The sequence below is a fragment of the Caulobacter sp. GW821-FHT09B11 genome (genome assembly GCF_059418205.1).
In genome coordinates, this window is record NZ_JBWKPK010000025.1 from 26,665 (window position 1) to 40,595 (window position 13,931).

The following is a 13,931-nucleotide window of genomic DNA, read 5'->3' on the forward strand; positions in this document are numbered from 1 at the left end:
AGACAGATCTCCATGAGCTTCCTCGCCCAGACGCGCCAGCAATGGCTCGCCAATCCTGGCCGCGACCTGCTGGCCGGCACGGTCGTCGCCCTGGCCCTGATCCCCGAGGCCCTGGCCTTCGCGTTCATCGCCGGCGTCGACCCGGCCGTGACCCTCTACGCCTCGTTCGTCATCGCCATGACCATCGCCTTCGTCGGCGGCCGTCCGGCGATGATCTCGGCGGCCACCGGGGCGATGTCGCTGCTGATGGGCGGCCTCGTGCGGGAGCACGGCATCGAATACCTGTTCGCCGCCAGCCTGCTGACCGGCGCCATCCAGATCGTCATCGGGACCCTGCGCCTGGGCCGCTACGTGAAGTTCGTCTCGCGCTCGGTGATGAGCGGCTTCGTCAACTCGCTGGCGATCCTGATCTTCATGGCGCAAACGCCCCAGCTGATCGGCGGCAACTGGCAGACCTTCGCCCTGGTCGGGGCGGGCCTTGCGATCATCTATCTCTTCCCTCGCCTGACCAGGGCCGTCCCATCGTCGCTGGTGGCGATCCTGGCGCTGAGCGCCGTGGCGATCGGCCTGAACCTGCCGGTGCACACGGTCGGCGACATGGGCCAGCTGCCGACGGCCCTGCCGCATTTCCATCTACCGGCCGTGCCGCTGACGCTGGAGACCCTGAAGATCATCGCGCCGGTCTCGCTGACCCTCGCCTTCGTCGGCCTGCTGGAAAGCCTGCTGACCGCCAACCTGCTCGACGACCTGACCGACAGCCCGTCGGACAAGGACCGCGAGACCCGCGGCCAGGGCATCGCCAACCTTGTCTCGCCGCTGCTGGGCGGCATGGCCGGCTGCGCCCTGATCGGCCAGTCGATCATCAATGTGAAGTCCGGCGGCCGCTCGCGCCTGTCGACCTTCTGGGCGGGCCTCTTCCTGCTGATCCTGATCCTGGTGCTGCGCGACTGGGTGGCGAGGATCCCGATGGCCGCCCTGGTGGCGGTAATGATCATGGTCTCGTTCACGACCTTCGACTGGAACTCGGTGCGCAAGCTGCGCTCGACGCCGGTGCAGTCGACGATCGTCATGCTGGCCACGACCGTGACGGTGCTGGCGACCCGCGATCTGGCCAAGGGCGTCGTGCTGGGCGTTCTGCTCAGCGTGCTGTTCTTCGCCCGCAAGGTCGGGAAGATGATCGCGGTGAAGGAGCGGGCGGACAGCGACGAGACCGTCCGCCGCTACGCCGTCGAGGGCCAACTGTTCTTCGTTTCGGCCGAGCTGTTCGCCGCCGGTTTCGAGTTCCATGGCCATCCCGCCCGCGTCGCGATCGACATGACCGGCGTGCGTCTGTGGGACCTGACCGCCGTCGGCGCGCTCGACAAGGTGGTGCAGCGCTACCGCCGCCAAGGCGCGGTGGTGTCGGTCGTCGGCCTCGATCCGGCTGGAACGGCGCTGGTGGGCAGGTTGGGGGCTTCCGACGGGGCTCTCACGGCTGCAGGATGACGATCAGCACGGCGGCGATCAGCACCACGCCCTCGACGCCATGGATGACCACGGCCAGCCAGTTCGACCGGAAGGCCTGGGCCGGCAGGCTGTAGCAGAGGCAGCTGATCACCAGGCCGGGCATGATCCAGATCTTGTGCACGTGATAGCCGGCGAACAGCAGGCCGTTGCCCAGCCACGCCCAGCGCCCCCAGGCCCGTTCCATGCGCGGCAGCAGCACGCCGTGGAACAGCAGGGCCTCGCCCAGGGCGTAGTTGAACAGGCTGGAGACGAGGGCCAGGGCCAGGATGTCCCAGCGGCCCCTGGCGTCGGGCGTGATCAGGTGCTCGATCTGGGCGAAGGCGGGCGTCGCCTCGGCCAGCCGGTGTCCCAGGGGCGTGGCCTGGAACAGCGCCCCGACCGCCTCGTCGCCCAGGAAGCCCAGGCCCACGAACAGCGGAACCAGCAGGAAGGCCGAGGCGAACGGCCGGCCGCTGGACCGCCAGGTCGGCGCCTTCAGCCACAGCCGCCGACGCAACGCCGGCAGGGTGAAGGCCACGCCCTCCAGCCTCAGCACGACCAGGGCCAGCACGCTCTGCCAGGCCATGCCGACCACCACCATGCGCCAGAACACCAGGCCTGGCAGCGGGTCGCCCGGCGCCATCAGGGCCGGGGCGACGACCCAGGCCAGCACCGCCATCGGCGCGACGGCGGCCAGCCAGATCAGCAGGATGAGCAAGGTCTCCCAGGCGGTCGCCAGGCCGCTGGGGACGACGAAGATCCGCGACATGTGCACGGGGCGCACGCCTAGAACCGGCGAACGAGGCTGACGAAGCCGGCGGCGGTCTGGCCCTTGGCGATCAGCGGGCTGTTCTTGATGTCCTTGTCGAAGACCTCGACCTCGGCGGCGGCGATCACATAGAGCCGCTCGGTCAGTTGGTAGCGGGCCTGGATCCCCAGCGAGGGCACGACCACCCCGCCAGACGGCGCCCGGGGCGTGCGCCCGAACTCGTAGGCCAAAGCCGGGCTGACCTCGTTCTCGCGCAGGCCGTAGAGCCAGGTGGCCAGCTTTTCGTCCTTCCACGACAGGCCGGCCACGGCCTCCAGCGACAGCCGTTCGGTGGGCTGGGCCGCCAGGGTCAGGTCGAGATTGATCTCCTGGCCCTCGGTCTCGCCGGTGGCGTCGGCCAGCACCTCCAGGCTCAGGGTCGCCGGCCCGGCCATGCCGCTGAACCGCGCGCCGACATCGACGCCGGTGTCGCGCTCGAGGAAGGCGAAGTTCCGGGTGTCCTTGGGGTCCACCAGCTGGAAGCGCGGGCTGATGCGGCCCTCCAGCTTGAAGTGCTTGGTCTCGTAGGCCTTCACCGTCAGGCCCGACAGGTCGGCGGTCAGGTAGCGGTTCTGGTAGAAGAACAGCGGCAGGACGCCGGTCTCGGTCTTCTCGCGGGCGCTCTCGTAAGGATTGCTGGTCGCATAGACGCCGGCGCCGAGCAGCAGCAGGTGGTCGGGCTCTTGGCTCTCCGCATGAGCGGCGAACGGGTGGAGCGCCAGGGCGCAGGCGGCCAGGGCGGCGCCCTTCAGGCGGAGGATCATGACTGTTTCTCTCGAACGGGGAGGTGACAGTCACGAGGCTGGAGCAGGCGCCGCCGGGCGTCGTCCGGACGGGTAGGCTCGAAGGGTTCGGGCTTCCGATCCTGCCGGACCGGACATTGCCGGGGGCGTCAGGCGGCGGGGCGGAAGGCGCTGGGCGGGCGGCCGGCGTGCTTCTTGACCGCGGCGTTGAAGGTCGAGCGCGAGTTGAACCCCACCTCGTAGGCGATCGACAGGATGGCCTCGTCGGTGGTGCGGATCCGCTCCACGGCCTCGTCGACCCGCCAGCGGTTCACATAGTCGAAGAAGCTCTGGCCCAGGTGCTCGTTCAGCGCCTGCGACAGGTGGTTGGGCGAGACGCCGATGCGGGCGGCGAGCGCGCTCAGCGACAGCAGCGGATCGCGGTGCAGGGTCTCGGTCGCCATCGCCCTCTCCAGCCGGGCGGCGATCTCGACCTGGCGCGTCTCGGGCAGGGCCGAGCGGGCGTATTTCTCGGCCGGCGGCAGGGCCTTGGGCGTCTCGGTCTGGGGCGTGAAGATCGGCTGCTGCGACAGGCCGAACAGGCCGATGGCCGCCGTCCAGGCCAGCTCCACCGCGGCGCCCGCGACGTCCAGCCCGTCGGCGTGGGCGACGTTCAGCGCCAGGCCCGACTTCACCGCGCCCCAGATCCAGGCGGCCAGCATCACCAGCAGCAGCACCCGCAGCCAGCTCAGGGTGCGGTTCTCGATGTTGGAGAAAAGGTCGCGCACCCGCCGCACGTGCCGGCCCATCACCCGGAAGGCGGCGGCCAGATAGCCCAGGGTCGTGACCAGGAACAGCGCCACGAAGGCCAGTTGCAGCGGGCCGGCCCAGGCGTCGGTCTCGGCGCCCACGCCGGTATAGATGGCGATGCGGGTCGGGATCGGCAGGGCGAAGAACGGCAGGGCCAGGAGAAGGGCGATCCCGGCCGGCCAGCAGAGCCGGGCGATGCGCTCCGGGCTCCATCCCGCCTCCGGATCCCCGGTCATGGCCACCACATAGGCCAGGATCGCCGGTCCCAGGAACAGCGAGGTCGACCACAGGATCCCCGTCGCCCAGGGCGCGGCGGCGTAGACGCCGCCACGATCCAGGATCAGGTCGACGCCCGACAGCGCGCTCAGCAGCAGGAACACCGCCAGCGCCGTCGCCGGAGCCTTGCGCCAGCCGGGCCGCAGCACCAGCTGCGTCGCCGCGAACAGCCCGATGGCGGCGGCGGCCGACGACAGGATCAGCACCAGGGCGCTGCTCATTCAGTCATTTCCCCGAAACCGCGCCAGAAGCCTTCCGCGCGAAACGGCGCGGAGAGTGTCGCGGAACGTGCGTCGCCTCAAGCCTGCGACAGGCTCAGCACGTTGCCATCGGGATCGGCGAACCAGGCGACCTTGGCCTTGCCGTCGGGAGCGGTCCATATGCCCAGGGCGTCCTGGCCGAAGCCCTCGTAGATCGTGAAGACCACGCCCCGGCCGGCCAGGGCGCGCACGGCGGCCTCGATGTCCTCGACGTTCCAGCCGAACACCGGATGGGCGCCGGCCTTGAAATCGGGCAGGGCGGTCAGGCGGATCAGCGCGTCGCCCGCTCCCAGAAAGTCGCCGAACGGATCGGAGCTATGCACCGCCAGGCCCAGCTTCTCGACATAGAAGTCGAGCGCGCGCTGACGGTCGCTGACGTGGACGAAGGCGACGGGCGTTCCGGAAACGGCGGGCATGGCCTTTCACTCCCTGCGGGAAGCTGTAAGCGAATCCTGCCGCGAACGCTCGGGCATGGCGACGGACCAGTTGAAGGAGACCTTCCCGTTGCGGCCCGTCGACCCCGTCGCGCCTGGGGGTCCGTCCGGTCCGAGGGCTTTGCTGTCGCATGCGGGCTTGACGGGAACACCCGCGCCGCCCGCGCCGCCTAGGCCTCCGAGACCCCCGCAGATCTGGCCGCCGCAGTTTTGAGGCTGCCCGGCGGCGTTCGTGTCGGTGAGCACCGAGAAGGCCGCCCAGGCCGACTGCGAGGAGGTGACTATGGAGACATTGGCCGCGTCGCCGCCGTTTTGTCCCGGGCCGCCAGGGTTGCCGGCCGAGGCGGCGGCGTCGGCGGCGCAGGCGGATGGGTCGCGTGGCGGTGCATTGGAGCCTGGCGCGCCCGCCACTCCGGCGTTGAGGATCGAGAGGCCCTTGCCCTCCACGTTCTGGACCACCAACTCGACTAGGCCGGCGCTGTCTCCCATTGTCGCCTCTGAGGAGCCAGGGGATATTAGCTGGGCCGTGTCTTCGATGATCAAGAGCTCGATTACCAGCTTCACCGGGAAGCCGTTGGTGAAGATCTGCGCGCCGGGCTTCAGCCGCAACTCGCCGATGTAAGTTGTGCCTTGGTTCGGCACGAACGGCTGGCCCTGCCAAACGACAACGTCTTGGAGAGCCTGCGTCTTGTCGGGCTCGGCCGCGGCCGCGGCCGTCGAAAGCGCCAGAAACGCCAGTCCGAAGGCGAGCCCGCACGCATATGGAAAACGCACCATTTTGAAGAAGTCTCTCCTGCCACTGCAAGTGAGAGTTTAGCTGTTGCCGCGACCGGTCAAGCTTGTCGGGTGATTTTTGTCGGCGGCACGTCTCTACGCCACCGCGTAGTCGCGCATCTGCATCGGGCTGCTCTGGCTGACCGGCAGGATGAAGCTGACCGTGGTGCCTTCGCCCGGGTTGGAGACCATCTCCAGGGCGCCGTCGTGCATCTCGACCAGCGACTTGGTCAAAGCCAGGCCCAGGCCCGTGCCCTGCGTGGTCTTGGAGTGCTGGCTTTCCACCTGCTCGAACGGACGGGCCAGGCGGGCCAGGTCCTCGGCGGCGATGCCGATGCCGGTGTCGGTGACCGACACCTTCACCCGCTCGCCCAGCGGATCGCGGCGGATCTCGGCGCGGACGGTGACGCGGCCCTGGCGGGGGGTGAACTTGATGGCGTTGCTCAGCAGGTTCAGCAGCACCTGCTTGACCGCGCGGTAGTCGGCCTCGATCTCGGGCAGGGGCGGGAAGTCGACCTCCAGCTTCAGCCCGGCGGCCTCGGCGCGGTTGCGCACCAGGCGCACGGCGTCCTCGGTGACGTCTTCCAGGTGCAGCGGCTCGAACTTCAGGTTCATCTTGCCGGCCTCGATCTTCGACATGTCGAGGATGTCGTTGATCAGGGCCAGCAGGTGCTGGCCGGAATTGTGGATGTCGAGGCTGTAGCCCTTGTAGCGCTGGTCGCCGAGCGGGCCGAACATCTCGTTCATCATGATCTCGGAGAAGCCGTTGATGGCGTTCAGCGGCGTGCGCAGCTCGTGGGACATGTTGGCGAGGAACTCGCTCTTGGCCTTGTTGGCGCCCTCGGCCTTGACCTTCTCCATCTCGTACTTGCGGGCCAGCTCGGCCAGCTGCTCCTGGCTGCGCTCCAGGCCGGCGACGGCGTTCTGGAGCTGCTCCTCGTTGCGGCGGCGGGCTTCTTCCTGGGTCTTGATGGCGGTGATGTCAGCGGCGGTCATGACCAGGCCGCCCTCGGCCGTGCGCCGCTCGCTGATCTGGATCCAGCGGCCGTCGTTCATCTCAGCCTCACGCACGCCCTTGGCGCCGGTCGGATCGGGGATTTCCTGCTTGATGGCCAGGGCCGCGAAGCGGTTGACCTCGGCGCGGGCCGCGCCCGGCTTGAGCAGCCGAGGCTCCAGCGAGAAGACGCTGCGGTAGTTCCTGTTGCACATCAGGAGGCGCCCCTGGCGGTCCCAGAGCACGAAGGCCTCCGACACGCTCTCGATGGCGTCGCGCAGGCGGTTTTCGGCGGCCTGCGCGCGGGCCTGGGCCAGGCGTTCCTCGGTGACGTCCAGCGCCACGCCGATGATCCGCGAATAGCCGTCCTCGCCCGGCTTGCCGAAGCCCTGGCCGCGGGCGTCCACCCAGATCGAGCGGCCGCCATGCTCGCGGGCGGGGATGCGGAACGAGACATCGAAGGCGCCGAACTGGGCGGCGTTGGCCAGGGCCTGGCGCACCCGGTCGCGGTGGTCCGGCGAGATCCGCTCGACCAGGTCCTGGCCGGGCGCGACGCCGCCGCCGCCCCAGCCGAACATCGCGCCTGTGACGTCGGACATGTAAACCTCGTCCGAGCGCAGGTCCCATTCCCAGATGCCGCAGCGGGCGGCCTCGACGGCCAGGCGGAAGCGCTGCTCGCTGTCGATGAACTCGCGCTGGGCGGCCTCGGCGCGACGGCTCTGCAGCATCAGGATCAGGGCCAGGGCGATGCCGGCGGCCAGCGGGATCAGCAGGGTCAGCGCGCCTTCCATCAGGCGGCGGTCGACATTGGCGACGGTGTGGCTGGGGGCGCTGACGGCGGCGATCAGGGCGCCTTGGGCCAGGGGCTCGAAGGCCACGTCCTGGCCCGAGCCGTCGACGCCGCGGCCGGTCAGGGCGGCGGCCCCGCCTTGCAGGTCCTCCACCGACAGGGCGTAGGCCTGGTCGAGGCTGGCGGCGCCCTGCACCGCGCGGCCGACGCCGACCAGCAGGCCGCCGTCGGGCAGGAACAGGGCGTTGGAATGGGTCTTGTCCGGCTCGCCCAGCAGGCGCGAGGGATCGCCGGCGGCGATGACGTAGCCGCGGCCGGCCGAGGTCTGGGCGGCCATGGCCACGTAGAGGCGGCCGCTGCGGCCGACGCCGCCGATCCAGACGCTGCGGCCAGAGGCGGCGGCCGCGCGGGCGGCTTCACGCCAGTCGGCGGAAGGATCGCGGCCGGCCACGGCCATGACTTCGCCGGTGGTCGTCACGGCCACGGCCATGGCCTCGCCGCCGGCGGCGCGCAGGGCGGTCTCGGCCGCGTCCATGGCCGAGGTCGGGTCGCGTTCGAGCAGGTCGCCCGCCGCGGACAGGCCGGCGCGCTGGGCCGCGAGATTGGTCTCGACCTTGCCCGACAGGATCTGGGCCTGGGCGGCCAGGGCCGCGCCGCCTGGCGGGGCGGCGGCTTCCTTCTGCAGCTTGAGGACGCCGAGGGCGGTGTAGACGGCCAGCAGCAGCAGGGCGGCCAGGATCACGACGCGGACATAGGCCTGCGACGACCGGGCGGCGCGCATGCGAGCCGCGCCCGCAGCCGACAGGCCGGCCTTCGCCGTCCTCCCGGGTTTCGCCCCGCCAATTCGCAACGCCCGCAACTCCGCAGCACCCCAGGCGAGTCAGTTCGCCCCTTATGGTGAATCTACCGTACCCGTTCGGTCGGCGTCACCCTGGCGAGGCCCGATTCCCTGGGGGCTGAGCGCTTTGGTCGCAACCGTTGCGCGGAAGAATCACCCCAGGCTCGCCGCCTGAGGGAACCTCCCCCCGTGGGGGAGGTGATCGCGAAGCGATCGGTGGGGGGAGTTTTTCGGGACGTCCGCTTCATCGGAAGCTGAAAACGTCCCCCCACCGGCCTTCGGCCGCCTCCCCCAGAGGGGGAGGTTTCTAGTCCAGAGCCCGCCCGGCCAGCTCCAGCACGTTCTTCGACAAGCCCGGCGCGGCCTTCACCCGCTCAAGTTCGCGCCGCATCAGATCGCCCAGCGCCGGGACGTAGCGCCGCCAGCCGCCCAGGGGCTCGACCAGGCGGGCGGCCGTCATCGGGTTGAAGCTGTCCACGATCAGGATCTGGTCGGCCAGGAAGCGATAGCCCGCGCCGCTGGGATCGTGGAACCGCGCCGGGTTGGCGCTGGCGAAGCCCTGCACCAGGGCGCGGAAGCGGTTGGGGTTGCCGGCGTCGAAGTCCTCGTGCCCGGTCAGCGCCAGAACGCGCTTGAGAGCGCCCTCCGACGGATCGCGGGCCTGCACCGAGAACCACTTGTCCAGCACCAGCGGCTCGTGCCGCCACTTGGCGTGGAAGGCGGCCAGCGCGGTCTCGCAGGGCTCGCCGCCCACGGCCAGCAGGGCCGACAGGCCGCCCATGGCGTCGGTCAGGGCCGCGGCGGCCTCGAAGTGGCCGACGATGCGCTGCACGTTGTCGGCGTGCGGATCGGCGGCCAGCAGGTCGACGCAGGCGTTGCGCAGGGCCCGGCGGCCGGCCGAGGCCGCGTCGGGCGAGAACTCGCCGTCGCTCTGCATGGCGCCGTGGATGCGGGCCAGCTGCTCGCCCAGGTGCACGGCGATGCGGGCGCGCAAGAGGTCGCGGGCGGCGTGGATCGCGCCCGGATCGGCCGGATCGACGGCCAGGGCCAGGTCGCCTTCGCTGGGCAGGGCCAGCAGCAGGGCCTTGAAGGCCGGATCGGCGGCGTCGTCGTCCAGCGCCTGGCCCAGGGCCTGGGCGTAGCGCTCTTCGCCCACCTCGTCGGGGGCGCCGGCCGCGCGGGCCAGGATCAGGCCGCGGGCCAGGCCCTGGCCGGCTTCCCAGCGGTTGAAGAGGTCCGGATCGGCGGCGAACAGCACATAGGCGTCGGCCGGACGCGCGTCGGTGGTCAGGGTCACCGGGGCCGAGAAGCCGCGCAGGGCCGAGATCACCGGCGTTTCCGCCACGCCTTCCCAGCGCACCGTCAGGCTGTCGCCCTCCAGCAGCACCACCTCGCTGTCGCGCAGGGGCGCGCCGGTCTGCGAGAGCAGGCCGATGGTGACGGGGATCGGCATGGCCTTCTTGACCGGCTGGCCGCTGGTGGGCGCCGTCTTCTGGGTCAGGGTGATCGACAGGGTCTTGGCGGCGACGTCATAGGCGTGGGTCAGCAACACCGACGGCGTGCCGGCCTGCTCGTACCAGGAGAAGAACGACGACAGGTCCCGGCCCGAAGCCTGCGCGAAGCAGGCGATGAAGGCCTCGACGGTCGTCGCCTCGCCATCGTGACGCTCGAAATAGAGATCCAGGCCCGCCCGGAACGCGTCGGCGCCCAGGATGGTCTTCAGCATGCGGATGATCTCCGCGCCCTTCTCATAGATGGTCGCGGTGTAGAAGTTGTCGATCTTCAGATAGCTCGACGGCCGCACGGGGTGGGCCAGGGGGCCGGCGTCCTCGGCGAACTGGCGGGCGCGCAGGGCTTTGACGTCCTTGATCCGCTGCACGGCCGCGCCGCGCATGTCGGCGGAAAAGCTCTGGTCGCGGAAGACCGTCAGGCCCTCCTTCAGACACAGCTGGAACCAGTCGCGGCAGGTGATGCGGTTGCCGGTCCAGTTGTGGAAATACTCGTGGGCGACGACGCTCTCGATGCGCTCGTAGTCGAAGTCGGTCGCCGTCTCCGGCTCGGCCAGCAGCAGCGAGGAATTGAAGATGTTCAGCCCCTTGTTCTCCATGGCCCCGAAGTTGAAGTCGCGCACGGCCACGATCATGAACAGGTCCAGATCGTATTCGCGGCCGAACGCCTCCTCGTCCCACTTCATCGAACGCTTGAGGGCGTCCAGGGCATAGGCGGCGCGCGAGGCCTGGCCGGGATCGACGAACACTTTCAGCGCCACAGTGCGGCCGCTCATGGTGGTAAAATCGTCCTCCAGCACGTCCAGCCGGCCCGCGACCAGGGCGAACAGGTAGGCGGGCTTGGGGAACGGGTCGTTCCAGACGGCGAAGTGGCGGCCATCCGGAAGCGCGCCCGAGTCCATCAGGTTGCCGTTGCTCAGCAGGTGCTCGAAAGCCGCGTCAGCCTCGATCCGCACGGTGTAGCGGCTCAGCACGTCCGGACGGTCGGGGAAGAAGGTGATGGTGCGGAAGCCCTCGGCCTCGCACTGGGTGCAGAACCGGCCGCCCGACATGTAGAGGCCCATCAGCGCCTTGTTGGCCGACGGATCGATCTCGACCTCGGTCACCAGTTCGAAGGCGTCGGGGACGTCGGCGATCGTCAGGCGCTCGTCGTCCAGTTCGTACTGGTTGGCGCTGAGGACCTGGCCGTCGATGGCCGCCGAAATCAGTTTCAGCCGCTCGCCGTTCAGCGATAGCGGCTCGCCGGCCGCCCCGGTGCGGCGTACCTTCAGTGTCGCGGTCACGCGCGTGGCCGACGGCTCCAGCTGGAAGGAAAGGTGCGTCGTCTCGATCTCGAACGGGAACGGACGATAGTCGGAAAGCCGGATCGGCTGGGGCGTTTCGGTGCGCATCCGGCCAATGTAGTCGCCCGTCGGGGCCGGGGCGAGGGCTTGAGGCGGATCAATGTGCGCCCCGGCGGGCGGGCGCATCACCCCTGGCGACGCCTCGACGCGTCGAACTCCAAGGGGATTAGGACCATGACCGCCCTCCGCACCGCCCTCCTGGCCGGCCTGACGCTCGCCGCCGCGACCGGCGCTCACGCCCAGGAAGCCTTCACGCCCGCGGCCAAGGGGACCTGGCAGGTCAACCTGCGCGCCACCGGCGTGCTGCCCGACGCGGGCGACCCGATCGTCACCGCCGCCGGCGCGGCCACCGGCCTGAAGGCCGACGTCAAGGACGACGTCAAGCCGACCCTGGGCGTCTCCTACTTCATCACCGACAAGCTGGCCGTCGAGGTGATCGCCGGCACGACCCGGCACACGATCAAGGCCGTGGGGCCGGGAACCGACGTCGTCGTGCACAAGACCTGGGTGCTGCCGCCGGTGGTCTCGGCCCAGTACCACTTCGCGCCCAAGGCCAGGTTCAATCCCTATGTCGGCGCGGGGCTGAACTACATGCTGTTCTACAGCGGCAAGGACCGTAACGGCTTCACCGTCGATCTCGACGACGGCTTCGGCTACGCCCTGCAGGTCGGCGCCGACATCGCCGTGAAGGGGCCGTACGTCGTCAATCTCGACGTCAAGAAGGTGTGGTTCGAGACCGACGCCAAGATCAACGGCGGTGCGCTGAAGTCCAAGGTCAACCTGGATCCGACCGTGGTGTCGGTGGGGATCGGGCGGCGGTTCTAGACCCCGGACATCTCAACACTCCCGTCATTCCCGCTCTTGTGGCGGGAATGACGGGAGGATAGGGGGGCCTCAGCCCTCCACCGTCCCGCCCGCCGCCGGCGTCTCGTGCAGCTCGCGCTCGATGGCCGCGGCCTTCTGGGCCAGGGCCAGCAGGGCGGGGGGAGCGTCTTCTGGATGGTCGCCGACCAGGGTCACGATCTCGCGGGCCAGGGCGTGCAGGCGCGGGGCGGTGGCGATCAGCTTGGCCTGGAACTCGATCTTGCGCGGGTCGCGGTCGTATTCGGCCCCCGGCGTGCGCCAGCCGCCCCAGTCGTTGGGATCGGTGACCACCACCGGATAGGTGCCGGGGAAGGGGTGGTGCAGGCAGTCGCCCTCCTGCTGCCACTTGTTGCGGGCGCGCAGCACCCGCCAGTTCGACAGGACGCCGCCTTCCTGCGGGTCCATCTTGTCCTCGGGCTTCAGCTCGTGGGCCAGGAACTCGCGGCCCAGGCCGACGTCGTAGGTCACCCGCACGGGCTCGTCGAAGCCCTTGGCCCAGATGGGCACGATCTTCTCGATCGTCGCCCAGGCGCCGACGCTCTCGACCCAAACCTTCTGGTTCCGCTGGTAGACGGTCTTGGCCATGGGACTCCGGAACTTGGGCTTGAACTGGGGGCTGCGAATACTCGGGTCGCATAAGAACCTGAAATTCTTGACGCCGGGTCAATCTTTCCAGGGGGCGCAAGCTCGGTCATCGTCGTTTCCAACGGTCGTCGACAGAACGGCCAAGGGAGAGAGACGGCCGTGGATTTCGACTATTCCGACGACCAGAAGTTCCTCAAGGACGAGGCCCGCAAGTTCCTGAGCGGCCGCTGTCCGCCCGCGGTGGTGCGCGGGGTGCTGGACGATCCCGCCCGCAGCCATGACCAGGCCCTTTGGGCCGCCGTCGCCGAGCAGGGCTGGCTGGGCGCGGCGATCCCCGAAGAGCACGGCGGCCTGGGCCTGGGCCGCGTCGAGCTGTGCGCCATCGCCGAGGAGCTGGGCCGCGCCGTCGCCCCTATCCCCTTCGCCTCCACCGTCTACGTCCTGGCCGAGGCGGTCATGGCCCACGGCTCCGACGCCCAGAAGGCCGCCGTCCTGCCGCGTATCGCTTCGGGCGAGCTGATCGGCTGCCTGGCCGTCAGCGAAGGCCCCGGCGTGCTCACCCCCTCGGCCCTGTCGGCCAAGGTCGAGGGCGGCAAGCTCACGGGCGTGAAGATCCCCGTCACCGACGGCGACATCGCCCACACCGCCATCGTCCTGGCGTCCGAGGGCGGCAAGCCGGGCCTCTTCCTGGTCGACCTGACCGGCGCCGGGGTGAAGCGCGAGACGCTGGAGAGCCTGGACCCCACCCGCGGCGTCGCCCGCCTGACCTTCGACGGCGCGGCCGCCGAGCGGCTGGGCGCGGCGGGCGAGGGCTTCGACCTCGTCCAGGCCATCCTCGACCGCGCCGCCGTGCTGCTGGCCTTCGAGCAACTGGGCGGCGCCGACCGCTGCCTGGAGATGGCCAAGGAATACGCCCTGGGCCGCTACGCCTTCGGCCGTGTGATCGCCGGCTATCAGGCCATCAAGCACAAGCTGGCCGACATGTACGTCAAGAACGAGGTCGCCCGCTCCAACGCCTATTACGGCGCCTGGGCCCTCAACGCCTCCACCCTCAAAGAAAATGGGGCCCCCGAACTGCCCACGGCCGCCGCCGCCGCCCGCATCGCCGCCTCGGAAGCCTTCTGGTTCGCCAGCAAGGAAAGCGTCCAGGTGCACGGCGGCATGGGCTTCACCTGGGAAGTCGACTGCCACCTCTATTACCGCCGCTCGCGGCAGCTCTCCCTCGTGGCCGGTTCGCCCCGGCTCTGGAAGGAGCGGCTGGTGAGCGAGCTCGAGAAGAAGAACGCGGCTTAGCGTTCGCCCCCAAACTTTCACCTCCGCCTTTCTTCGTCATCCCGGCCGGAGCGAAGCGGAGAGCCGGGACCCAGGGGCCACCGCAGTGCGCCGGCCCCTGGGTCCCGGATCGACCTTTCAGGTCGTCCGGGATGACGGAGATTGATG

The 13,931-nt window shown here is 69.8% G+C and carries 11 protein-coding genes and 1 pseudogene; 4 read left to right on the forward strand and 8 right to left on the reverse strand.

The features are described 5' to 3' along the window. The first annotated feature begins 12 nt into the window (after positions 1-12). On the forward strand, positions 13-1,485 hold the full coding sequence (locus tag AC07N1_RS18150) for a SulP family inorganic anion transporter (protein WP_494673054.1): 1,473 nt from the start codon (positions 13-15) through the stop codon (positions 1,483-1,485). Here the strand turns inward: AC07N1_RS18150 and AC07N1_RS18155 are convergent. The 7 genes from AC07N1_RS18155 to pepN all read right to left on the reverse strand — a co-directional run bounded on the left by AC07N1_RS18155 (position 1,469) and on the right by pepN (position 11,090). Continuing rightward, a complete protein-coding gene (locus AC07N1_RS18155; RefSeq protein ID WP_494673055.1) occupies positions 1,469-2,254 on the reverse strand; it encodes a CPBP family glutamic-type intramembrane protease in 786 nt (261 codons plus the stop codon). The genes AC07N1_RS18150 and AC07N1_RS18155 overlap by 17 nt on opposite strands. 17 nt (positions 2,255-2,271) lie before the next feature. Continuing rightward, the gene (locus AC07N1_RS18160; protein ID WP_494673056.1) at positions 2,272-3,057 is read right to left on the reverse strand and encodes a MipA/OmpV family protein; all 786 of its coding nucleotides are present in this window, start codon (positions 3,055-3,057) and stop codon (positions 2,272-2,274) included. 128 nt (positions 3,058-3,185) lie between these two features. Beyond that, positions 3,186-4,322: a helix-turn-helix domain-containing protein gene (locus tag AC07N1_RS18165; RefSeq protein WP_494673057.1), complete on the reverse strand. Its 1,137-nt coding sequence runs from the start codon at positions 4,320-4,322 to the stop codon at positions 3,186-3,188. Between the two features lie 77 nt (positions 4,323-4,399). Next, entirely contained in the window at positions 4,400-4,777 is a 378-nt protein-coding gene (locus tag AC07N1_RS18170) for a VOC family protein (RefSeq protein ID WP_494673058.1), read from the reverse strand. A 6-nt stretch (positions 4,778-4,783) separates the two neighbouring features. After that, a complete protein-coding gene (locus tag AC07N1_RS18175; RefSeq protein ID WP_494673059.1) occupies positions 4,784-5,572 on the reverse strand; it encodes a hypothetical protein in 789 nt (262 codons plus the stop codon). Between the two features lie 93 nt (positions 5,573-5,665). Then, positions 5,666-8,134 (reverse strand): cell cycle histidine kinase PleC, encoded by a 2,469-nt coding sequence (pleC, locus tag AC07N1_RS18180; RefSeq protein ID WP_494673060.1) that lies wholly within the window; start codon positions 8,132-8,134, stop codon positions 5,666-5,668. A gap of 364 nt (positions 8,135-8,498) precedes the next feature. After that, positions 8,499-11,090: an aminopeptidase N gene (pepN, locus tag AC07N1_RS18185; RefSeq protein ID WP_494673098.1), complete on the reverse strand. Its 2,592-nt coding sequence runs from the start codon at positions 11,088-11,090 to the stop codon at positions 8,499-8,501. A 126-nt stretch (positions 11,091-11,216) separates the two neighbouring features. Here pepN and AC07N1_RS18190 point away from each other — a divergent pair, with 126 nt between their 5' ends. Continuing rightward, positions 11,217-11,867 (forward strand): OmpW/AlkL family protein, encoded by a 651-nt coding sequence (locus AC07N1_RS18190; RefSeq protein ID WP_494673061.1) that lies wholly within the window; start codon positions 11,217-11,219, stop codon positions 11,865-11,867. A 69-nt stretch (positions 11,868-11,936) separates the two neighbouring features. Here AC07N1_RS18190 and AC07N1_RS18195 read toward each other — a convergent pair whose 3' ends face one another. Then, on the reverse strand, positions 11,937-12,491 hold the full coding sequence (locus tag AC07N1_RS18195) for a hypothetical protein (protein WP_492856994.1): 555 nt from the start codon (positions 12,489-12,491) through the stop codon (positions 11,937-11,939). Positions 12,492-12,650: 159 nt separating this feature from the next. Between AC07N1_RS18195 and AC07N1_RS18200 the strand changes: the two genes are divergently transcribed. Beyond that, the gene (locus AC07N1_RS18200; RefSeq protein ID WP_494673062.1) at positions 12,651-13,784 is read left to right on the forward strand and encodes an acyl-CoA dehydrogenase family protein; all 1,134 of its coding nucleotides are present in this window, start codon (positions 12,651-12,653) and stop codon (positions 13,782-13,784) included. A gap of 37 nt (positions 13,785-13,821) precedes the next feature. After that, positions 13,822-13,929, forward strand: a pseudogene (locus AC07N1_RS18205) (hypothetical protein); the annotation flags it as partial. Between the last annotated feature and the right edge of the window lie 2 nt (positions 13,930-13,931).